Below are 23,537 nucleotides of genomic sequence, written 5' to 3' on the forward strand. Positions count from 1 at the left end.
ATAACTTGTTAAGTTGATGAGATTTTTAAGAATGTATAGAATAGATTTTATGGAGTTTTTTATAAAAGTTATTGCCATACATTCTTGGGAGGAGAACTGAAATGCTCAACATCAGTAAAATCATACACAGTCTTAAAGGTGACGTTCCTCAAGAAGAGATTAAAAAAGATATAAAGGCAGAATCCATCATAATCCGTAATACCAGTCTTTATGTGACCCTGACGGCTAAAGTGAAAAAATCCAAGCTCATTGTTCGGGATATGAAAAATAATCAAGTAATGAACGAGACAAACATCGATAAAGAGGGGAGTGCCTGCATAAATATTACAGATAATGGAGTGTTAGAAGCTCCGAAGATTGCTTTTTACATAAGAATTGGTGAGGAAGAAATACGGTTAAAGCCTGACAGAAAGCTCTTCGAAGATCTGAAGGGTTTTTCCCACGCCCATGAACTTGAAGACGATTTAATTGTTCCTTACACCACTATTAAAGGCAACCTTAGTATAAAGGTGATAAAGAGGCATTATTATGGAGAATCTGATGAGCTTCCTTATGGTGTGATCCGGGTTTTTCTTGACAATCATAAGGCTGAACTAGGCGGCTGGTTGTTTAGTGATAATCAAACTAAATCGAACAGTCAAATTACTATGAAAAAAAGAGCTTCCAATCTTTCTTATAGACTTCCTACAATTTTTGATGGGAACTATTGGAGAGCGGAAGTGAACTTAAACGATATACATCCCTCCAAAGGAATATGGGATTTTTATCTGGAAGTAAATAATGATAAGAACTACCGTATTCTTATAGAAAATAATTTAATCGAAAACTTGGATTCTCAAATGTTTAATGTAAAGAGAGAATCTAGATGGCACACTTTTTATAAAACGAAAAATGATGGTTTATCTTCAACTGTTAAATCAGCTGCTGTTCAAATACTAGATATAAAAGCTGAAATTGTTAGTAAGTATAAAGTTAAATGCAGCGGGACTATGGACGGGGCATTTATAAATAATGATCATGATATAGAAAAGGCCGAATTATTCATTGCCAAAAGAAATAATGGTAAATCCCATTTTGAGCCAATTAAGCTTCATCCTAAAGCGGACGATCATTATGAGTTTACTTTTGATTTAGATTATCAAGAGGTAATTTCGAACCGTGAGAATGAAAAACATAGATGGGATGTTTATCTGCAAATTCCTTTTTTAGATATAAAGAGAAGGTATCGATTCAGACTTAACATAAAGGAAATTGCTTACCAGTCGAGAGTTGAGTTTGAAGGTGAGAAATTAAATCAAATTTATTTTTACCCCACAGTAAATGAACAACTTTCTATTGTGCAAAAAGATTTAAGCGTGGAAAGAAATATCGACACATTGAATTTGGCCCACGGTCACCTGAATTTAAGCGGCTATGCGTACTTAGACACTGTGGAATGGGTCGAGAAGGAAGAGGTTACAAGGAATTTGATTATTAGAGAAAGGGAGACAGAAGAAGATTATAAAGTTCCCCTTAAAGGAAAGCATAATAATCTTGAAAAGTTCGGGTACCGATATCACTATAGTGGGTTTGAAGTTGAGATTAATTTAAACGAATTTATTTCTTCCACTACAAAAATGAAAAAAGTATTTGATCTCTATGTTGAATTTAAATATAAGAATATAGTGAAAGAAAGAAGGATAGGACGAGAAGAATTCGATTACTTCAAAGATGACGTTCTCGCTCGAGAGGTAATGTCCAGGGAGGACGGCTGTGAAATTGCCTACATTACTTATACACCAAGTGGAAATATTAAAATAGAAACGAATCATATTCCGACCGAAGCCATGGAATATCTATCGACTGAAATCAGAACCCCTCCTGAAGAAGAAATATGGTTGATTGGTGAACGGTCCAACACTGCGCAGGATACGGGCTATCACTTCTTTAAATTTTGCAGGGAAAACTATCCGAATATGAAGGTATACTATGCCATTGAAAGTGATTCCGAAGACCTTTTAAATATCGAGCATTTAGGGAATGTCGTTCATATAGGATCCATTGACCATTATAAAGTGGCTTCACAAGCGACTGCTCTCATTGGTTCGCATGATTTAGAATATTTTTTACCTGCTAAGGGGATAGAGTTTAATTCTTATAAACATGGAAAGAGAATCTTTCTTCAGCACGGGGTACTTGGAAGAAAGAATGTCGAATATCACAAACAATATTATAAGTATCCTTTTCATGTGTTCTGCGTTAGTTCTCAACCCGAAAAAAAATTAGTTGAGAGAAAACTAGGCTATAATAAGGAAGATGTAGTGGTGACAGGGTTAACGCGATTTGATTCCCTGTTAGAGAACCAGGGCAATAATCGCTCAATATTGTTTATTCCAACTTGGAGGGAATGGCTTCTTAATGAACGTGATTTCTTAGATTCGGAGTATTATAAAAAATATAAGAGTATGCTTCAGAATAAAACGCTTCATCAGCTGTTAACTGATTACGATGTGGAATTAAAATTTTTTCCTCATTATCGTATGCAGCCTTTTATTAATAACTTTGAGGTTAAGCATGAAAAGATTAAAGTTCTGCGTTTAGGTGAGAAAACCGTGCAGGAACTCCTTCTCGAGAGCAGTCTTATGATTACAGATTACTCATCGGTATCGTTCGACTTCAATTATATGGCTAAACCTGTAATTTTCTATCACTTCGACCCGGATTCTTTCTTTAGAAAAGGAATATTAAGGCCTATTGAGGAAACCTTCATAGGAGATATATGCTATTCTGAGGATGAATTAATCAGCACTGTTAAGGAATATGTAAAAAATAATTTTTCCGAGAAAGCAAGTGCAGCAGATAAAAAGCATCTAATCTTTTCGCAAATGGATAAAAATAATTGTCAAAGAGTGTACAATAAAGTCAAAGAAGTATAACTAGACAAGGTAAAAGGGGTCATTACTAAGATGAAAAAAAGATTAAAACCTAGTGTAGCTGATATTAAACTGCATAAGAACCAACAAATGTCTCTTTACATCCCTATATCTAAAGAAGATGATCGTATAAACAGATTGATCCTTATTAACAGACAATCTTCTGAAGAGATTAATCTTCCTCTGACAGAAAAAGACGTCAATGAAAATTTGAGGCTTCTTTATGCAAGACTGGATTACGGGAAATGGAAAACCAAGCTGTTAAATGGCGAGATATGGGATCTGTACCTCCAAAATGGAGAGGGGAACCACAGGCTTCGAACGACCAAGAATGCAATTGAGTTAATGAGGATTAAAGAAGAAGAAAGCGGTAAAACATTCCATCCTTATATTACTAAAAAGGGGAATGTCTCTTTTAGGTTCAGTGAGATTGATTTTTTTGCCGGTATTACAAATGTTCAATTATCCGATCAGGGTAAGCTGAGAGTCGAAGGTTTATTAGAAGAAGTAAATCTTAGAAATGTCAGTGACGCCAACCTTCTTTTAAAAGATGCACTGAATGTAGAGTCAAGGCATCCTTTACAAATTGAGGAACAGCCATCTGAAGGTTTTCACTTTTTCACCACTGAGGTGGACTTACCCGAAACTGTAACAGAAGAATTGCCGAATTATCTGATCAGTTCTATAGAGCTTGAGACGGACGACGGAAACCAGACAATGTGGAGAGAAAGTCCACGGTTAAAATATTATAGTAAAGATTCACTAGAAGAAATATTTGTAACTTCCTTCGAGGATATAAATGTTAAGTTTAAAATATCGACTAGTAAAATCGCCAATTATTTAACCATTCACATGTTAGAAGATAACATCGTGAAAGAATTTACAAATAAATTAGAAAAAGAAATTGTCAAAGCAAGAAGAGGGAAAAGAGCACTTAAGTTTTATAAAAAAGTGTTCCAACTTGTAAGCTATTTACCGAGCAAGCACAATTTAGTAGTATTTGAAAGCTTTCACGGTAAGCAATACAGCGACAGCCCAAGGGCGCTATATGAATACATGAAAGAAAACACTCCATCCTACACCCTTATCTGGAGTGCAGACCGCAGGCATTATGAGGAATTCGTTGAAAGAGGACTTCCGGTAGTGAGACGTTTTTCTCTTAAATGGCTGCTTGTAATGACGCGTGCAAAATACTGGGTTACAAACACAAGACTGCCTAATTGGCTGCCTAAGCCTAAAGATACAGAATATGTCCAGACCTGGCATGGGACTCCGTTAAAGCGTCTGGCAGCTGACATGGATGAAGTGCATATGCCTGGGACTAATACTTTAAAGTATAAGAGTAACTTTATTAAGGAAGCTAATAAATGGGATTATTTAGTGGCTCCTAACCAGTATTCGAGTGAGATATTTAAGAGTGCATTTTTATTTGGGAAAAACATGATTGAATCAGGCTACCCGCGAAACGATTATCTCATTCAGGAAAATAATCAGGAAACCATTGATCAAATAAAAGAAAAGCTTGAACTTCCTTTAGATAAAAAAGTCGTTCTGTATGCACCTACCTGGAGAGATAATCAATTTTATCAAAGAGGGAAGTATAAGTTTGATTTAAGTCTTGACTTGCAAAAAATGAGAGATGAGCTTGGTGACGAGTATGTCGTTGTCCTTCGTATGCACTATCTGATTGCTGAAAACTTTGATTTAGGACCGTTTGAAGGGTTTGCTTTTGATTACTCTAAACATGAAGACATACGCGATTTATATTTGATCTCAGATCTTTTAATCACTGATTACTCGTCCGTTTTCTTTGACTATGCAAACTTAAGAAGACCAATTATTTTTTACGTTTATGATATTGACGAATACCGTGACAGTTTACGTGGGTTTTATCTTGACCTGGAAAAAGAAGCACCTGGACCGCTTGCAAAAACGACTGAAGAAGTCATCGATTCAATTAAGGAATTTGAACGCAGCGGCTTTGAGTTGAGCGGGTCTTTTGAACAATTTTATGAGCGGTTCTGTGCTTGGGAAACAGGGGAATCGTCTAAGAGGGTAGTCGAAACCGTATTTAAATAATCACTTGTTGTTTTTCTTTGTAAACCTTAGTATAATTTGACGGGTGTTACGATCTTTGAAGGATTAAGGAAGGTACCATTATGAAGTCTGCATTAACAGTAATAAAAGAACAAGTGAACTATTTTTACCTTGTCAGACGCTTATCTTTATATGAAATAAAAAGCTCGAACATGAACAATTATTTAGGCATGCTTTGGGAATTACTAAACCCAGCGATCCAAATTTCGATTTACTGGTTTGTGTTTGGATTTGGGATCCGAAATCGTGTCGGCGAAGGCGGCATCGATTTCTTCCCGTGGATGCTCTCGGGTATCGTCGTTTGGTTTATGATCAACCAGGGGCTCCTGGAAGCTTCGAAATCCATCTTTAAAAAAATTAAAATGCTTTCAAAAATGAATTTTCCAATGAGTGTAATTCCGAGTTACGTGATTTTCTCGAAGTTTTACTCTCATCTCATGTTATTAGCCTTAGTGATTATTATTTTGAACATTCTTGGGTTTCCGGTTAGTATTTATTACATCCAGATTCCTCTTTATATGTTTGGAGTATTAGCACTGTTGTATGCTATCTCTTTAATCACCTCAACGCTGGCTACCATTGTGCGGGATGTCCAAATGTTTCTGCAGTCAACGTTAAGAATGCTGCTGTATCTCTCTCCGATTTTGTGGGATGTCAGTCAATTCGGTGAAGATTTAAACTGGTTAAAAATTCTTATGAAAATTAACCCTTTTTACTATGTAGTGGAATCCTACCGAACTTCTTTATTAGGACAAGGATGGTATTTTATTGAAGAATGGCAATACACGATTTACTTTGTAGGTGTGATTGCTGTGCTGTTTATTATTGGAGCGGCTCTTCACGTTAAGTTCAGAAGACATTTCATAGATTTTCTATAAAAACGGATGTGATTCTATGGCGAAATCCGTCATTGTACGCGATGTTTCAAAAAAATATAAATTATTCTCTAATCCTCGTGAACGACTGCTGGACCTTGTGGTTCCTGGCAAATCGTATGGAGAAGATTTCTATGCCCTTCAAAACATAAGTTTTGATGTAGATGAAGGTGATATCGTTGGTTTTATCGGTGTCAACGGTTCCGGTAAATCCACCTTGTCGAATATTATTGCCGGGGTGGTGCCAGAAACGACGGGATCTGTCGAAGTCAAAGGTCAGGCCGCGTTAATTGCCGTAAACTCCGGACTTGACGGAAAACTTACCGGCCGGCAGAATATCGAGTTAAAATTGCTGATGCTCGGCTTTAGTCAAAAAGAAATTAATGAGTTAGAAGAAGGCATTATCGAATTTGCAGAATTGGAGAAATTTATCGATCAACCGGTTAAATCTTACTCCAGCGGTATGAAATCACGCTTAGGATTTGCGATCTCCGTAAATGTCGACCCGGATATTTTGTTAATTGATGAAGCCCTTTCTGTAGGAGATAAGGCCTTTGCTGAGAAAAGCTTAAGCAAAATGTATGAGTTTAAAGAAAGCGGAAAGACGATGTTCTTTGTCAGTCACTCCATTGGTCAAATGAGAAAGTTTTGCGAGAAAGTGGTTTGGCTGGAATTTGGACAAGTAAAAGAGTATGGACCCTCCTCAGAAGTGTTAGACCATTATGAAGAGTTCCTGAAAGAATTTAAAAAGATGTCTAAAAATGAAAAAAAGCAATATCAGGAAAAAGTGATGCAGGAGAGAAGCGGCAGGCAAGCCGCTGTTCAATAAAGAAGAGCATTTACTTTTAATAGTGAATGCTCTTCAGGCTGTCGAGACTTTCTCGACAGCCTGAATTTTTCTGATCTCTTTTATTTTACACCGCGTTCATTTGTTATCCTATAGATAAGAATCGGTTTAGGCGGTGATCTTTTGTTTCAGTCAAAAGAGACTGATGTTCATCGGTTATTTTTATGGTATAAGTTCCGAACGTGAGTTAGAATGAAGAGCCAGACCAATGTGGCATAGCAAGGGTTAGCTAGGTGAAGGGGAGTCTTTTTCGGTTACGTGCTGGCGAATACTGCGAGACTCCTACGGAAAAACGGGCGATCCGAGACCCCGCAGTGTGGGTTTCACGAGGAGGATCGGGCGTTCGTCCGTGGAAAGCGAGTGGTATGTGCCCGCCCGTGCACACAAAAAAAGCTTGCAGAAAAACACGGGGTTTCTCTACAAGCTGAAGAGCATTTACTCTTTAAGAGTAAATGCTCTTCTTTTTTATGGCTTTGCTGTATAATTCGGTGAACCTTTGGGATGCCGTATAATGGGAGAATTGATTGACCACCTTATATTTGGCTTGTTCAGCAAGGGCTTCAGCGTTTTCAGGGTTATCTATGAGGTAACGAATATGTGCTGCTAATTCGTTTTCATCTCTGTCTTTAAATAGTAAACCATCTTTATTATGGGCTATTAACTCTTTTAGCCCGCCTACTCCTCCGGCAATAACTGGTGTACCTGAGCCCATAGCTTCAATAGCTGAGATAGAGGTAGCTTCTTCGACACCGTGGGAATGAACACTAGGAATTAAGACAATTTGGGAGGTTTGATAGAGAGCGACCATGTCCTGGTGTGGTACAGAGCCAAGAAAATAAACATGGTTTTGAAGCTCAAATTCCTCAGTTGTATTCTTTAATTCCGTATATTGTTCACCGGTTCCTGCATAAACGAGGATGGTTTCCGGATAGTCTTTTATCATATTTTTTAATGCCAGCAGCGGATAAATGACCCCGTTCTTTTCTGTTAACCTTCTAGGAACGAATAACATTTGTGCATTTTCAGGTAACTGATACCGTTTTCGTGTCTTGCCGGCAGGTGCCACTTGGTTGAATTGTTCAGTATCTATAAAATTCCTGATAATATGAGCTTCAGCCCTGGAAGATTCCTTCACGTAATCACAAATCCGTTGGTCTACAGTTACGTTCATCTCTGCACCGGTATAAGCTTTCTTTTCAAGGGCTTTAATTTTGGCGGCCTCATTTGTCTTGGGATCAATCGCTCCTCTGCTGATTGCTTCATACGTATAGTATCCGTGTATCGTTGCGACAACTGGTAATGGACTGTCTAACGAGGCGTGTGTGGCGAAAATATCTTGAGAATTTATAACGTCAAAGTTATGATGATTTTCTAGAATAAGCTTTGATAATAACTGCTTTCGCTGAAAGTCATTAAACAGCTGACCTTTACCGTGTTTCACTTTATTTAATAGGAACCCGGGCCCTTGAGCATATACTTTTCTTTTCCAATTTGGGAGCTCAGAGAAGGAGAGAACTTTTACGGAATGCCCACTTTGTTCCAATCCTTTCTTCAAAGTATAAATATGAGTGGAAAGCCCGCCTTCGTGGGGATAATCAAAAATGGTCGTTATTAAAATTCTCATGTTGAGGCACCTCGATTCAAAATGTAGTTCCATTCTCTTTTGAATGATTCAACGTTAAATACCCATAACATAATTCCGAATAATGGGAAAGTGATGGTGGTTACCACCATTAATTCCATCCACTTGTTTAGCGGAGAACAAAACTCCGCAATTCCCCAGGCTAACGGAAGGATGATTAAGAAAATAATAAGACACTTCACCCAGTCTTTTTTAAAAGGAGATGTGCTGTTACCAGTTTTCTTTATAAGATGTAAATATAAATATAGGGACTGAACTATCATAGAAGCACCGGTAGCAGCTGCGATGCCGCCCACACCAAAGAACGGTGCCAATGTAAGACTTAAAGCGATATTTATTATAACGCCTGCTACACAGGATTTTAACGCCGTATGATTTGAATGACATGCATAGATGCTGTTCATTAAATATTCACGCAGGGCGAAGAAAGGAAGAGCCGCTGAATAGAAAAGAAAAGCTGTTGATGTTAAAGCGGCAGCCCGTTCATCAAAGGCTCCTCTTTCAAAAGCGATAGAAACAAGGTGTCCGGCTTCTACGATCATAATACTCATGAGGGGAATGGAAAATAAAATGATGATAGTTATCCCTCTGTGCACCAATTGTATAAAGGAGTTAAAATGCTCGACCGCTTGTCTCGCTAATTGCGGGTAGAGTATGGTTGAAATCGGCATTAACAGAATACTCAATGGCAGCCAGAGTAACCGGTTTCCATAATTTAAAGCTGATACACTGCCGTCTGATAAGAAGGAAGCTATAACACGATCGACAACACTGTTCAATTGAACGACTAAAGCTGCAAGTATTATTGGCCAGAAGGGTAGAATTAAGTTCTTAAGAGCAGACCATTCTTTCCATGGCCAGATCCATTTAAAGTCTTTCAAAGGAAGAAATGGCCATTGAACAATGATTTGCAAAACACTTCCAATAAATACTCCAACAGCTAACCCGTAAATTCCTAACCATTGGTATAAGAGAAACATAGTAGCAATGATACCTGTATTATTAACAATCGGTGCCCATGCCGGAGGACCGAACTTGCCTTCAGCATGTAAAATCCCCTGGGTAAAAGATTGTGCAGTCATAAATAGTAACGAGGGCATCATTATTAAAGTAAGCCCCGCTGCTAAATCAGATTGTTCTGCATTAAATCCGGGGGCAAACAAATAAACTAGCGGTTGCACAGCAATCATACCTATTAAAGTGATAGCTAATGAAACAAGCAGAAACAGAGCAGCCAATTTATTTAACAATGCCCTGGCTTCCATTTGGGAGCTTTTTTGTTTCTGAACGTACAAAGGAATAATACCGGCCTGTATACCTGTTCCAAGGGCAGTGAATAAAATAGTAGGAATTAAATAAGCAACAAAGAAAACATCTGCTGTTTCACTTGCCCCGAATAGAGAAGCAATAAGGGCTTCTCTGAAAAAGCCTAAAAACTTACCTAATCCCGAAAGGACCGTAATCATCCCGAATACTTTAATCCATTTCATAACGATTCTCCATGCTTAGATTGTTATTTAATACGTAACCCATTAGGAAATAGAAGTAAAGAGTAAAAGTTTTATCTTCGAGAATATTATAAAAAAGCCCGGCTGTAAGTAGGACTGCAATAGCACTTAAGCTTATACTGCGCCATTGGTTATTTCCTATACTCCATGCTTTCTTTATTAATAGAAACATCAGGATCGCAGCCAGGATAACGCCGCAGAGTCCAGTGCTTACTAATAGAGAAATGTATTGGTTATCTGCATAAAGGTTTTCAGGAATTCCATATTTCTCGTAAATAGGTGATTTATAAGTTTGAGATGCCGCATCCCCATAAGTAGAAAATCCGGTGCCAAACAGTGGATGATCCGTGAAGATTTCAACTCCCTTTAAAACCACGTAAATACGACCCCATTCTGCACTCGCCTGAACTGTTTCACTTGAAAACATTTCTTTAAATCTTTCAATTAGCACATTGTTCTCTTTTATAATAGGGGAAGGTTCTTTTTTGCTTACTTCGTCGGGCGTATGTTCTTCTGATGCTTGGGAAAAATAACCCGATTCGTTAATCGCTTCGGAAGCATTTACAATTGGATAATAGATAACTGTAAAACTTAGAACGACATAAAGCAGCAGGGGCACAACTTGTCTCCATGCCCTTTTCAAAATGATAAACAAGATCACACCTGTGGCAAATGCAAGCATGGCTCCTCTGGAATACGTAAGTAAAGCTGTTCCCGCAATTAAAGTCCGAATAATTATTAGATGCCAGTTTTTCAGGGTAGTGCTCCTTAATAAGAAGGTGCTGAAAAATATTATGAGAAGATAGGTTGCAAGAACGTTAGGGTTGGCAATTAATCCATAAATCCGCATTTCATTGGCCGCAGAAAGGTTCCATTCTTTCCATGAAGCTGGAAGCAGCCATTGACGAAGGCTTAATTTTTCTATCCACCCATGGACACAAACAACTAATGCAGTACCAATAGATATAAGGATCAATCTGTTGAGATCGACCTTCGACCAAATTACTTCTTTTCCAATAATTAAAAGAAAGAATGTGATCAGCAGGGAACGAATTTGAAAGATACCTGCAGCGAAAGAAACACCGTTGTAAAGACCGGAAAACAGCCCAATAGCTAATAAAGCAGACACTAAAGTCAACCAGCGGTATTCTGTAATCCAATATTTCAGTGATGAAGACTTTTTTACCAGGACTACACATAAGGAGGTTAATATAATAAAATCAGCTAAATAGGCAAGTCCGCCATTAACTTCAACCATAAATGGACGAACTGGAAATACGACGAAGAGCAGCATGATTCCATTTTTGAGATAAAACAAATTTGTCCCCACAATAATAGCTGATATTATATAACCTAAAAATTCAGATGGGAAGGTAAGCCCTATAGCAATTAGGACAATATGTAAGGAAAATAGCCAGTATTTAAATTCATTCATTTGAACACTCCTGAAAAAGTGGTGCCTTCCTTCTATCATAAGCCTGCAATGGCTGTAAATCTATCCGTGTCATGTAAGAACTTTGTAAATATCATTTTAAACTTTGTTAAATAATAGGAAGGTGTCTTGTGATGAGAACAAATCAAGCGTATGTTGAAATTAAAGGAATTCCTTTTTTAAATACCACTCACGATCAATTACTTGGTCAGTATTTGTTTCCTGATTTGATGGAAAGCAACAATGTCTTTTTAGTTACTGCAAACCCAGAAATCGTAATGGAAGCCGATCGAGATCCTGAGTATGCAAACATTCTAAGACAGGCTGATTACGTAATCGCAGATGGGATCGGTGTAATCATTGGTTCTAAAATAATGCGGCAGCCATTACCAGAAAGAATCGCAGGTTATGATGTACTGCATGATTTACTCCAGAAAGCCGATCGTGAGAAGCTGAGATGTTATTTCTTAGGAGCGAAAGAAACCGTGCTCCAAAAAGCTGTCTCCGAAGTACAAAAACAATATCCTGATCTTGTGGTGGCAGGTTACCATCATGGATATTTTGAATTAAATGACCCCAAAGTGGTCAATACTGTTAAAAGCAGCTCACCAGACATTGTATTTGTAGGATTAGGATTTCCTAATCAGGAAAAGTGGATACATCAATTTAGGAATGAATTTTCCCACGGGTTATTTATGGGGGTGGGAGGAAGTTTTGATGGATTAGCCGGGCATGTTAAACGGGCGCCTGCAATCTGGAGGAAACTGAATCTTGAGTGGTTTTACAGATTAATCAAGCAACCGGCTCGCTGGAAACGAATGCTGCAATTGCCAAGATTCATTTGGCATATTTTATTAAAAAAGTAGCACTCTAATAGCAATGACGGTAGAAATGAGGGGATTTGCATATGAAAATACTTCATTTGAATGCGGGTAATGAAACGGGCGGTGGTATGAGCCATATCTTATCATTATTAAATATGCTGGATCATGATGAAGTGATCCTCGGCGTATTAGAAGATGGAGAAATGTTCCGCAGAGCCCGGCAGTTATCGATTGATACCGTAAATTTTAATCAAAGCTTCCCTTATGATTTATCAGTTCTGCTTCATATTAAGCGTTATATTGAGGAAGAAAACATCGACATCGTTCATACTCATGGTCCTCGTGCTAATGTATTAATGAACATGCTGAAGCCTTCATTATCTATTCCCTGGGTTTTGACGCTTCATAGCAACCCAGATGATGACTTCATGGGGAACGGAACAAAAGGAAAGCTATTTGCCAGACTTCATAAGGGAGCAATTCGTAAAGCTGATCGCTGTTTAGCGATTTCAGACAGCTTTAAGCATCTGTTATTAAATATCGGTGTGCACCATGGAAAAATCTCTACAATTTACAATGGCGTAGATTTTAATGTTCTCCCTGACCAAAATAGTTACCGTGAGGAATTTGGCTTTGAAGAGAATGATTTTCTTATAGGTATGGTGGCTCGTCTTGAACCAGTCAAACAACACGAATTAGCGATCCAATCTTTTGCAGAGTTGAATCGAAAAAATTCGAACACCCATTTAGTGTTAATTGGTAACGGTTCAAGAGAGCAGGAATTAAAACAAATGTGTACCACCTGTAAGCTCGACGGTCATGTGCATTTTTTAGGACATCGTGAAGATGTTTCTTCCCTTCTTCCTCTTATGGATGTTACTTTGCTTACTTCTAAAAGCGAGAGTTTTCCCTTGGTATTATTAGAATCTGCACGGGCCCGCGTTCCTGTTATTACAACAAATGTTGGCGGAGTTCCTCAGTTGGTCCCATCTAATAAATATGGGTGGGTAACCGAGTGTAATAATATTACCGCAACTCTTCACTCAGCTTATGAAAAGGATGCCGAGGAAAGAAAATTAATGGGAGACCGTTTTTATAATTTTGCTCGCAGCCGTTATTCCTCAAACCATCTCGCACAGCAAGTCACTAAAATTTATGACTTGATGTATAAATCACCCCTTGAAGTAGAATCACACGTGTAATTCAGCCGACATCATCAAGATCAAACAGAAAGGAGGCGCACAGTGGAACTTCAAGCGTTTCTTTTCTGTTTTATTATTACTGTTGCGATCACACCAATAATTATTAAATTAGCCGTTTATATTAATGCTTTGGATACCCCGGATATAAGGAAGGTTCATACGAAACAAATGCCGCGGTTAGGTGGACTGGCTATTTTTATAAGCGTTTTGTCAGGAATGCTTATTTTTACCCCTTACAGCTCTAATGTCTATCCCCTGCTGGTAGGCGGTATTATTATTGCAATCACCGGAGTACTGGATGACATTATTAGTTTAGCACCCATATACAAACTATCCGGACAAGTTACAGCTGCATTGGTTGTTATTTTAAGTGGAGTCAAAATAGAATTCGTTAACCTTCCATTCGGCGGTCCATTTGAATTTGGTGTATTAAGTATCCCAATCACATTGATGTGGATTATTGGGGTTACCAATGCGATTAATCTGGTAGACGGTCTGGATGGACTTGCAGCCGGTATTTCTTCTATTGCTTTGTTGACTATCACCAGTATGGCCGTCATGATGGGGAATGGGTTCGTAGTATTTACCGGCATTATTGTGTTAGGGGCAACCTTAGGGTTCTTAGTATTTAATTTTTATCCGGCAAAGATCTTTATGGGAGATACTGGAGCGATGTTCTTAGGGTTTATGATAAGTGTCCTCGCTTTACTGGGATTTAAAAACGTAACCCTGTTCTCTTTCGTAATACCAATTTTGATTTTGGGTGTTCCCATATCAGATACGCTGATTACAATTATAAGGCGTGTGTTGCAAAATCAACCCATTATGAAGCCGGACTTTTCTCATTTACACCACAACTTGTTAAAGCTCGGGTGTACCCATCCACAAACTGTAATCATAATCTACACATTAAGCGCACTGTTTAGTCTGGCGGCAGTTCTGTTTTCGCAGGCAACACTTATTAATTCTCTAGTCGTTGCCACTATTCTTATCTTCAGTACAGAAATCATGATAGAAGTCTCTCAGGTGGCTGGTGAGAAATACCGTCCTATATTGAATAGAGTGGGGTTATCCCGCAGTAAGGAGTGAGAATCCAATGTCGTACATTCTCGCTCTTTGTATTTTTTTAGGGAAATTTTTGGTTTGTTCCTACAAAATAAAACAGATTATGATATAATGTGGATATCTTTTTGAATATTTTACATAGTTGGAGGTACATTCATGGAGGAAACAATTTCTCTAAAAGAGATTTTTGAAGTTTTAAAAAAGAGATTATGGATGATTCTCGCAGTGACAGCTGGCGCTGCGATTATTAGTGCAATTGTAACATTCTTTATCCTAACGCCTACATACGAAGCATCATCTGAATTTATCGTTAATCAATCAGAGAGTATGGAGCAGGACACACCTTATGACGTGAACGATATTCGCACGAACGTAGAATTAATTAGTACATATAACGTCATTATTAAAAGTCCGGCAATACTAGATGAAGTTATTGAAACTATGAATCTTCAAATGTCTGCTGAAGAGTTAAGCAATAAGATTGAAGTTTCAAGTGCTGAAGAGTCTCAAGTGGTTACAGTAACAGTGACCGACGAAAGCCATCCGATGGCAGTAGAAATTGCTAATGGTACGGTAGAAACTTTCCAGGCAGAGATTCCGGAGCTTATGAATGTAGATAATGTTAATATCTTATCTCCGGCAGTAGAACGGGTGGATGCGTCACCTGTCAGTCCTAAACCGTTACTAAATATTGCTATTGCCATAGTAGTGGGCTTAATGGTAGGCGTAGGTTTAGCCTTCTTACTTGAATACCTGGATAATACCATTAAAACCGAACAGGATGTTGAGAAAACACTGGGCGTTCCATTAATGGGGGTAATTTCAACTGTTTCTGAAGAAGATTTAGGACCAGAAACAATGAACAGCCAGCCAAGCCGTGCATCGAAAGTAAGAGGTGAGTCAGTTGGTACGTAAATCAAGGAAGAAACAAATAGCTTTAAAAGCAAGGAAAATTATTGCAAACGATAACCCAAAGTCACCGATTGCTGAGCAATACCGTACAATTAGAGCTAATTTACAATTTGCTTCTGTTGACCATGACTTACAATCTCTTTTAATTACTTCTTCAGGTCCCTCTGAAGGTAAGTCTATGACTTCGGCCAATATGGCGGCTGTCTTTGCTCAACAGGGGAAACGAGTGTTACTAGTAGATGCTGATTTAAGAAAGCCGACTGTACACCATACTTTCCGACTAAGTAATACTAGAGGTTTAAGTAACTTCCTTGTCGGCCGCGAAGGTTTAAAAGAGATTGTGCAGGCCACTGCTGTTGACAATTTAGAGGTTTTGACAAGTGGTCCGATCCCCCCTAATCCATCAGAATTATTAGGCTCTAAAGCAATGCACAAATTAATGATGGAAGCCAGACAAAACTTTGACCTTGTTATTTTTGATACACCGCCTGTTTTAGCGGTATCTGATTCCCAGGTGCTGGCAAGCGATGTAGATGGTGTAATGTTGGTCATAAGAAGCGGCCAGACGGAATTCTCTGCTGCCGAACGTGCTAAAGAGTTGCTTGAACAATCTAGAGCTAACTTGCTGGGCGTAGTTTTAAATGATAGGGAAAAGAAAAACAGCAATTACTATTATTATTATGGGAATGGATAAGACAGAGCAGAATTTGCTCTGTTTTTTTTGTTTTAAAATGCTTGATAAGTGAATAAATATAAATTAGAAAATAAAGAGTTCATAAATAGATTTTTAAGTGAATAATCAAAATTTTCACCCGTATTAATATGAAATTACTTGCCATATGTATTAATTTCCATTATCCTATATTTTAAATTGCAAATGTTGAAAGGGGTCATTATTGTGTTTACACCAGATACAAAGGTAGCGAGCCCAGGAAATATTATAGAATTTAAGAGAAATGAAACAATGTTTAAAGGAAAAGTTATCCCGAGCCAGTGTCAAAGATCTGTTATTGTAGACTTGACGATTATGGATAACTTAGATGAAATTGACTTTGAATATGACCGCACGGTTGTAGCACATGAGAATTATCGCATATTGTCGTAATTTTTCCCCTCATAAAACACATAAAATTATAGGAAAAAGCATGAGCTTCTCAAAATGGGAAGCTCTTCTTTTTAAGAATTATGATAGAATAGAAGTAGTTTTGTGGAAAAAGGGGGAAAATTCTGATGGGAGATTGCCAAAAGTGTGGTAAGTCTACTAATGACCCACAACCATATTGTGATAATTGTCAGCCGAAACAGGATATCAAACAGCCGGCTGATTTTGCAAAAAGCAGTGAATGGCTTGAGGCGAGCAATTTCTATGAAGAATATCAGGAAGTACAGAAATCGTATAAGAAAAGAAACTGGAAAAAAATCTTTGCGTCTTTGGTTACCTTGCTATTATTTTTAGGTTTTGGTGTAACAGGCTGGTTTTATTTAACGAAAATTACTTCGGCAAATCATACAGTGCAGGAATTTGAAAGAGCTGTGAAAAATGAGGAAGCTGACCGTCTCGCCCAGCTTGTGACCTTTAACCATGCAGACAGTGATTTCAATAAATCCCAGGCTGCCGATATGATTCAATATTTTAATGAGCATACGGATCGGTTTGCTTCAACCATTGCTTATCTAAGGGCATCTGCAGAAGGAGCGGATGAAGAAAAAGATCAGCTTCTGCACGTAACTAACGTGGGAGACAGATTGGTTCTATTTAATCACTATAAGCTCACCCTTGAACCTGAACACCTTAACATTGAAACCTCACAGGAAAATGTCAGTCTATACATTGACGGAGATAAGGTGGGTGAAATGACGGAAGGGGTTTATGAAGTACAGGGGGTAACACCTGGAGAGCATGTTGTTAAAGGTGAAGTAGAAGTAAATGGGGAACAATATGACCAAATGATGTCAGTAAATACATATGAATCTAGAGAAGAGCCTGTGGCACTAGAGTTTGACGAACTATCGCCAGAGGCTGCGGAAGCAGATTTAAGAGAAACTCTTGATGATGATATCAAGCAGGCAGTGGAGCAGCACATTCAAGAATACATTAAGGCATACGAAACAAAAGATGTCACCGCCTTTACCGTGATGAAAAATGATTCCTACATTGAGGATACTGAACAAAGTATCGAAGAGATGGAGGACTCAGGGAAGAGCTTTTTCGGAGAAATAAAAAACATCACTTACGACGATGGAAGTATTGAGTTTAGGCATCATGAAGAAAATGAGCTATTTACTTCATCGATCATCGTTTCTTTCCTATTGGACACAGGTTATTATTTAAATGGGGATGACGCTGAAGACGTGTTGAGTAGTGAGTCTACCTACTCCTGGGAATATGAATTGTCTTATGACCAGGAGGACAGGCGCTGGGTCATTTCCTCAGGAACTCCAATGGCTATGTTTGAAACAGATGAATTAGATGTAAAGGAATACGATTAAAAAAAGAAAGCCGGGACATAAGTAAAACAAGGATGTCTAAAAAACGAGCAATAAATTTTAGCCACAGAGCATTAGTATACTTAAAAACACCGGTGGGACCACACGACCCGCAGTTTTGAGTGCCAGTTGGTAAAAACCTTTCTTGGCACATTAATAATCCGAACTGATTTCAATAAAATCGTTCGGATTATTTTATGTGTTATTTAGTTTTGTCCATAATTCTTAAATTTTTTCTTTTCCTAAAATCAAGTAGTTTAATTCCTCTTCTGAAAGCTTGTTGTATCGCCTTGAATTAAACAGGTAAAATAAAACACCTAATAGAACCCATACTCCCAGAGCAATTAGGGACTCTCTTCCTAAAGCAGCAGGCGATCCAGGAACTAATAATAAGGCGAGAAATACAAGGGAGCTTATCATTCCAAGTAATGCTAAAAACTTTTTACCAGGTGCTGCAATACTTGCCTGGTTTGTTGATTTGCTTTTCTCCGACCATTTAAAAACCTTATAAGCCGTGGCTGTACAGAAAAAATAGGCAATAGCTACGCCGGTAGATGACATATCTACTACCCATAGCAGCGCTTCACGTCCAAACCAGGGGGCGATTAAGCAGACACCCATAGTAAAAAGAATACCTACGTAAGGCGTTTGATATTTTCTGTGTAAGGATCTAAACGCATTGGGCAGAATACGCGCCCGCCCCATGGCAAAAGTTAACCGGCTTGCTGACAGGTAAAAACCGTTTAAACCAGTAAAAATACCCATACATATGGCTGCCGCAATAATGAAAACTCCGATCCGGCCCATATAACTTTCAATGGCATCCCCCGTACCCCAGACCGAATTCTGCTCATTAATTTGGGTGATTAATTCCTGCCAGGGCAGGGTGCTCGCGGTAATTGTAATCATAAACGAATACGCAAGGCCAGCTGCAATAAGTGACCAAATAATCAATCCAAAAGCCTTCTTTGATTCAAACTTAAACTCTTCGGCTGCTTGAGGAATATTATCAAACCCTACATAAGCAAATGGTGCTACAGCTAAGATGGTCAGGATCGATGCGATAGCAGGTTTTGAAGGTTCGAAAGCAGGTGTGAGGTTTGTCAAACTTGGTCCCTCTGCTGTAATGGCACCTGCAGCAAGCATCAGAATACCTAAAATCAAAATAATGCTGAATACAAATTGAGTTTTACCAGAAAAGCTGGCCCCTCTGATATTTAACAGTGCAAAAACAACTAGAGCCAAACTGGCAATCAGAATCTGGACAATAGAAACGTCGTAACCCGCTATATTATACAAGGTTCCTGCTGCGGCAAATTGCGGGAATAAAAACTTAGCCAGCAATGCAAGAGCTGAAGCATTTAAAGCAACGATACATATGTACCCGAGCGTTAAAAACCATCCTGCTACAAAGGCCCATTTTCTTCCGAATCCTATATAGGCATAGGAAAATTCGCCTCCTGTTACAGGGAATTTTTTTATTAAATATCCGTAGCTTACGCCGATTACCATCATAAGTACAGCGCCAAGTAGAATACCAATTATTACACCTAAAGGACCAGCATCTCCTATCCAGTCAGTGGGTAATACGAAAGCCCCCCAGCCAATTGCAGAGCCAAACGCAATTGCCCAGACCCAATGAGGTTTCAGGGATTTCTTAAGTTGTTTTCTTTCAAGTTCTGCCATAATTTCAATATAGCCTCCTACAAAAATGACATGCAAAACTCATTCTACTTATTATTCCGCACATGCACAAACATCATCCTTCGTATAGATGAAAAAACTATTCAAATGAAAAAAACCGCTCATAAAAGAGCGGTTTTTAGATATTTCCCCGGAAATATTATTAATATCGATTTTCTTCGGCACGTTCCGATTCAGATTTCTCCTGTTTTTGTCCTGCAAAAGAACTTGGATCTGCTTGCTGCTCGAGATCTAAGTGGGCTCGAAGTGAACTTTGGATCTCCGTTAGACTGGTTTCATCAATTTGGAAATACCAAACCCCATCGTTCATATAGCCTCCTTCACCATCCAGCTGCATCTCATCAAAATTCAGCCCGTTTTCGTTTATAACGTAATCTTTGTAAGAGGTCATTTGATCAAAAGTTAAATTCGTTTTCATGTTATTGCCAATCGAATCAATAATGTTGCCATAGTTGTTAATTGAGCCGACTGATGCAGTCTTGTCTACAATAGCCTCAATCATTTCCATTTGGCGCTCACCGCGGGCAAGGTCACTGTCATACTGTCTGGACCTTACGAGAGCCAGGGCTTCTTCACCATCTACCACTTGTCGGCCTTCTTCCAATTTAACAGCATTCTGGGTATCTTTACTGTTTTGTTCTTCTAAATCAAAAGGAACATTGAATTCGACTCCGTTAATCGCATCAACTACGTCCACGAAAGAATTAAAATTCAGCCGTACATAATAATCAACGGGTACGTTCAATAAGTTTTCCACGGTCGCAATTGTAGCATCTGTTCCTCCAAAAGCATGGGCATGGGTGATTTTGTCTTTATAGCCCACTTCCGGAATGTACGTATAAGAGTCTCGTGGAATACTTACAAGCTTAACGGACTTATCATCGTTATTAAAAGTAGCCAGTACAAGGGCATCAGATAAACTTCTTTGGTTCCCGTTTTCTTGATTTTCCCTCGTTTTACTATCATCGACCCCAATAAAAAGTACAGAAGTAGAATTCAAATCAGGAGTAACTGCTTGCTCTCTTTTATCAGATTTTTCTCCACGTTCCAATGATTCATGGGAAGAGTTGGCTGTGTCCTTTGCCTTATCTGTTAAAAAAGCAGCATAACCAGCAGTTGCCCCAATCGTTAATAGTACTAAAAAGGCAGTCATCCATAAGGCAATTTTTAACTTCTTCCTTTTCATCCGTGTATTCTCCTTAATATAGGTCTCTTTATATCTTTTATTTATCAGCGGGTGATTCCATATACTCGTAGTCCCCGTATGTGATTGAGGATTGTCCATTCGTTAGATTTGTTACCAAGTTATCAAACTCTTCAACTTCGTTTTTCTTCACATATACTTCTATTTCCACTTTTTCTAAGTAATGAACCTTTTTAATGGAATATTTAGAATTTCTGAGCTCATTTTCGAGCTTTCCAAGAAGTGAATAATCAGCACTTACTGTAACTTCCTGCACCAATTCTCTTATTATAATCCCTGTTGCTTTTATAGCTTCAGAAGCAGCGCTTGAGTAAGCGCGGATTAACCCGCCTCCTCCCAGCTTAATGCCTCCAAAATACCTGGTGACTACGACAGCCGTATCTTTTATATCCATTCTTTTCAGCACTTCAAGCATAGGTATTCCTGCTGTCCCGCTCGGCTCCCCATCATCGTTCGCTTTTTGGATTAGGTTATGTTCTCCGATCATATAAGCTGAGCAGTTATGGGTGGCATCAGGATGCTTCCGCTTGATGGACTGGATAAATTCCTGAGCTTCTTCTTCAGTCTCACATCTTTGGACATACCCGATAAATCGGGATTTTTGTATATTTATTTCATGGGTTCCTTGATATTTTACAGTTGTATAACATTCTAGCATCGACATTTAACCTCCTAAATTTTTATTATATAATGGGTAGTGCAAATGGGGCAAATTAATGTTCGATTTTTATAACATAAGTGTTCGACAAATCACCCCCATAAATAGACATGGGTCCGACGAATGATTATCGTGAACATGGAGGAGACTGCTATGAAATCTGGGAATAAAGAACTCGACGACATTATTAAAGATATGGTGTCAACAGTAACGAACAGTAAGGATGAAATTTTCCAGATTGGCGAGGACTCCCGGGGAGAGTATGATAAGTTACATCAAGAGCTCGAATCTATTAAACATCAAGTGGTGGGGCTGATCGATAAAGGAGATGAAATAGAAAGAAAGGTTCGCTCCTCGAGACTTCGTCTATCACAAGTCAGCAAGCAATTCAGACAATATTCCGAAGAAGATATCCGTAAAGTATATGAACAGACTCATGGATTACAGATGGACCTGTCTATGACGAGAGAGAAAGAGAAACAACTTCGGGAACGGCGCGATGAAATTGAGATGAGACTACGCAATTTGGATGCAACGATTGAACGGGCCGAGGCCCTGAGTGGTAAAATCTCTGTCGTGCTCAATTACTTAACGGAAGACTTTAAGAATGTGACACAAACGCTTCAATCAGCAAAAGAAAAACAAGAGTTTGGATTGCAGATTATTGAGGCTCAGGAAGAAGAACGCAGGCGGTTGTCCCGAGAGATTCATGATGGACCTGCTCAGTCGCTTGCCAACGTCATGCTTCGCTCTGATTTGGTTGAACGGATCTTTGATGAACGGGGGGCGGAAGAAGCCCTGGTTGAAATGCGCAATGTAAGAAAACTTGTACGTTCTGCACTATATGATGTAAGACGTATTATTTACGACCTTCGACCTATGGCTTTGGATGATTTAGGTTTAATCCCTACGTTAAAAAAGTATTTAGCAACGATTGAAGAGTACAACAAACTCCAAATTAACTTCACTTCCCTGGGAAGGGAGCGGAGGCTGGAAAGCAAGTATGAAGTGGCGATCTTCAGATTAATTCAAGAAGCCGTTCAAAACGCTGTGAAGCACGCGGAGGCAGATTCGATTGATGTTAAGGTTGAACTTAGAAATGAGAAGACGAGGATTGTCATTAAAGATGATGGAAAAGGTTTCGATCCGGAAGTAAAGAAAGATAAATCATTCGGATTGATGGGAATGCGGGAGCGAGTCGATATGGTAAATGGAGAATTACATATCCAATCCTCTCCAGGTCAAGGGACCATCGTCACAATTGAATTGCCATTAAATGAATAAAAATAGAGAAAAACTATGTAAAAAGGCATGAATCGTTTATAATAGGAATTAGGATTAGGGTCGATCGACTAAAGTTAGAGATAAAGAGACATAACAGATGATTCATTCGAGACATACAAACAATCGAATGATGAAAAATTTAGGAGGTAGGCTCAAAAAATGACCAGTATCGTTTTGATTGATGATCACAAACTATTTCGCGAAGGTGTAAAACGTATCTTAGACTTCGAATCCAGCTTTGAAGTTGTGGCAGAGGGAGACGATGGCTCTGTTGCTTTAGATTTAATTGAAAAACATAACCCGGATATCGTTTTAATGGATATCAATATGCCTAGTAAAAATGGAGTGGAAGCTACGGCTGAAATTACTCAGCGTTACTCTCACATCAAGGTGATAATTCTCTCCATCCATGATGATGAAAACTATGTCACTCATGCTTTAAAAACCGGGGCTCAAGGTTATCTTCTAAAAGAAATGGATTCTGACGCGCTTATAGAAGCCATTAAAGTAGTCGGTAACGGAGGGTCTTATCTTCATCCAAAAGTGACTCACAACCTAGTAGCGGAATACCGCCGTTTATCAGACACGAATTCCAACGAGGCATTCCGCACGATTGAATATCGCAAGCCGCTTCACCTGCTTACTCGTCGTGAGTGTGAAGTTCTGCAGCTGCTTGCGGATGGACAAAGCAATCGTGGAGTGGCTGAGGCATTGTTTATTAGTGAGAAGACCGTAAAAAACCACGTAAGTAATATTTTACAGAAAATGAACGTCAATGACCGTACTCAAGCTGTAGTCACTGCTATCAAAAACGGCTGGGTGGAAGTAATATAAGATGATAATCAATTCTCTCTGACTACTTATCTAGTCAGAGGGATTTTTTT

Annotated in this window: 19 protein-coding genes; 13 read left to right on the forward strand and 6 right to left on the reverse strand. The window is 38.7% G+C overall.

Going from position 1 to position 23,537, the window contains the following annotated elements; translation table 11 throughout:
* Window positions 1-101 precede the first annotated feature (101 nt).
* The 4 genes from C1A12_RS06450 to tagH all read left to right on the forward strand — a co-directional run bounded on the left by C1A12_RS06450 (window position 102) and on the right by tagH (window position 6,713).
* Entirely contained in the window at window positions 102-2,915 is a 2,814-nt protein-coding gene (locus C1A12_RS06450; RefSeq protein ID WP_101843005.1) for a CDP-glycerol glycerophosphotransferase family protein, read from the forward strand.
* 30 nt (window positions 2,916-2,945) lie between these two features.
* Window positions 2,946-4,991, forward strand: a complete 2,046-nt coding sequence (locus C1A12_RS21565; RefSeq protein ID WP_101843006.1) for a CDP-glycerol glycerophosphotransferase family protein — start codon at window positions 2,946-2,948, stop codon at window positions 4,989-4,991.
* A gap of 80 nt (window positions 4,992-5,071) precedes the next feature.
* A complete protein-coding gene (locus C1A12_RS06460; RefSeq protein WP_101843007.1) occupies window positions 5,072-5,887 on the forward strand; it encodes an ABC transporter permease in 816 nt (271 codons plus the stop codon).
* Window positions 5,888-5,903: 16 nt separating this feature from the next.
* Entirely contained in the window at window positions 5,904-6,713 is an 810-nt protein-coding gene (gene tagH / locus C1A12_RS06465; protein ID WP_101843008.1) for a teichoic acids export ABC transporter ATP-binding subunit TagH, read from the forward strand.
* A gap of 460 nt (window positions 6,714-7,173) precedes the next feature.
* Here tagH and C1A12_RS06470 read toward each other — a convergent pair whose 3' ends face one another.
* Genes C1A12_RS06470 through C1A12_RS06480 form a run of 3 tightly spaced genes read right to left on the reverse strand, consistent with a single transcriptional unit; the run spans window position 7,174 to window position 11,316 of the window.
* A complete protein-coding gene (locus C1A12_RS06470; RefSeq protein WP_101843009.1) occupies window positions 7,174-8,355 on the reverse strand; it encodes a glycosyltransferase family 4 protein in 1,182 nt (393 codons plus the stop codon).
* Entirely contained in the window at window positions 8,352-9,863 is a 1,512-nt protein-coding gene (murJ, locus tag C1A12_RS06475) for a murein biosynthesis integral membrane protein MurJ (RefSeq protein ID WP_101843010.1), read from the reverse strand. Before murJ ends, C1A12_RS06470 begins: the two co-directional genes overlap by 4 nt.
* Window positions 9,850-11,316, reverse strand: a complete 1,467-nt coding sequence (locus tag C1A12_RS06480) for an O-antigen ligase (RefSeq protein WP_159462153.1) — start codon at window positions 11,314-11,316, stop codon at window positions 9,850-9,852. The genes murJ and C1A12_RS06480 overlap by 14 nt, the downstream gene beginning before the upstream one ends.
* 131 nt (window positions 11,317-11,447) lie before the next feature.
* Between C1A12_RS06480 and C1A12_RS06485 the strand changes: the two genes are divergently transcribed.
* The 7 genes from C1A12_RS06485 (at window position 11,448) to C1A12_RS06515 (ending at window position 17,806) form a co-directional block, all read left to right on the forward strand.
* Window positions 11,448-12,179, forward strand: a complete 732-nt coding sequence (locus tag C1A12_RS06485; protein ID WP_101843012.1) for a WecB/TagA/CpsF family glycosyltransferase — start codon at window positions 11,448-11,450, stop codon at window positions 12,177-12,179.
* Window positions 12,180-12,220: 41 nt separating this feature from the next.
* A complete protein-coding gene (locus C1A12_RS06490; protein WP_101843013.1) occupies window positions 12,221-13,339 on the forward strand; it encodes a glycosyltransferase family 4 protein in 1,119 nt (372 codons plus the stop codon).
* A gap of 42 nt (window positions 13,340-13,381) precedes the next feature.
* Window positions 13,382-14,428: a glycosyltransferase family 4 protein gene (locus tag C1A12_RS06495; RefSeq protein WP_101843014.1), complete on the forward strand. Its 1,047-nt coding sequence runs from the start codon at window positions 13,382-13,384 to the stop codon at window positions 14,426-14,428.
* 132 nt (window positions 14,429-14,560) lie between these two features.
* The gene (locus C1A12_RS06500) at window positions 14,561-15,319 is read left to right on the forward strand and encodes a YveK family protein (protein WP_101843015.1); all 759 of its coding nucleotides are present in this window, start codon (window positions 14,561-14,563) and stop codon (window positions 15,317-15,319) included.
* Window positions 15,309-16,010: a CpsD/CapB family tyrosine-protein kinase gene (locus C1A12_RS06505; protein ID WP_101843016.1), complete on the forward strand. Its 702-nt coding sequence runs from the start codon at window positions 15,309-15,311 to the stop codon at window positions 16,008-16,010. The genes C1A12_RS06500 and C1A12_RS06505 overlap by 11 nt, the downstream gene beginning before the upstream one ends.
* Before the next feature lie 204 nt (window positions 16,011-16,214).
* Window positions 16,215-16,421: a YkvS family protein gene (locus C1A12_RS06510; RefSeq protein WP_200816554.1), complete on the forward strand. Its 207-nt coding sequence runs from the start codon at window positions 16,215-16,217 to the stop codon at window positions 16,419-16,421.
* Between the two features lie 125 nt (window positions 16,422-16,546).
* Complete coding sequence (locus tag C1A12_RS06515; RefSeq protein WP_101843017.1) at window positions 16,547-17,806, forward strand: hypothetical protein; 1,260 nt, start codon at window positions 16,547-16,549, stop codon at window positions 17,804-17,806.
* A gap of 222 nt (window positions 17,807-18,028) precedes the next feature.
* On the opposite strand, the gene C1A12_RS06520 is transcribed toward C1A12_RS06515, so the two are convergent.
* The 3 genes from C1A12_RS06520 to C1A12_RS06530 all read right to left on the reverse strand — a co-directional run bounded on the left by C1A12_RS06520 (window position 18,029) and on the right by C1A12_RS06530 (window position 21,369).
* Window positions 18,029-19,489 carry an APC family permease gene (locus C1A12_RS06520; RefSeq protein WP_101843018.1) on the reverse strand — a complete coding sequence of 487 codons (1,461 nt, stop codon included), beginning with the start codon at window positions 19,487-19,489 and terminating at the stop codon, window positions 18,029-18,031.
* 160 nt (window positions 19,490-19,649) lie between these two features.
* On the reverse strand, window positions 19,650-20,693 hold the full coding sequence (locus C1A12_RS06525; protein ID WP_101843019.1) for an LCP family protein: 1,044 nt from the start codon (window positions 20,691-20,693) through the stop codon (window positions 19,650-19,652).
* A 37-nt stretch (window positions 20,694-20,730) separates the two neighbouring features.
* Window positions 20,731-21,369: a YigZ family protein gene (locus C1A12_RS06530; protein WP_101843020.1), complete on the reverse strand. Its 639-nt coding sequence runs from the start codon at window positions 21,367-21,369 to the stop codon at window positions 20,731-20,733.
* Between the two features lie 153 nt (window positions 21,370-21,522).
* Here C1A12_RS06530 and C1A12_RS06535 point away from each other — a divergent pair, with 153 nt between their 5' ends.
* Together C1A12_RS06535 and C1A12_RS06540 are read left to right on the forward strand one after the other, a co-directional pair.
* Window positions 21,523-22,653 (forward strand): sensor histidine kinase, encoded by a 1,131-nt coding sequence (locus C1A12_RS06535; protein WP_101843021.1) that lies wholly within the window; start codon window positions 21,523-21,525, stop codon window positions 22,651-22,653.
* Between the two features lie 159 nt (window positions 22,654-22,812).
* Window positions 22,813-23,487, forward strand: a complete 675-nt coding sequence (locus C1A12_RS06540; protein WP_101843022.1) for a response regulator transcription factor — start codon at window positions 22,813-22,815, stop codon at window positions 23,485-23,487.
* Window positions 23,488-23,537: the final 50 nt, after the last annotated feature.

This window comes from Halobacillus sp. Marseille-P3879, assembly GCF_900240285.1.
Lineage (GTDB): Bacteria > Bacillota > Bacilli > Bacillales > Halobacillaceae > Halobacillus_A.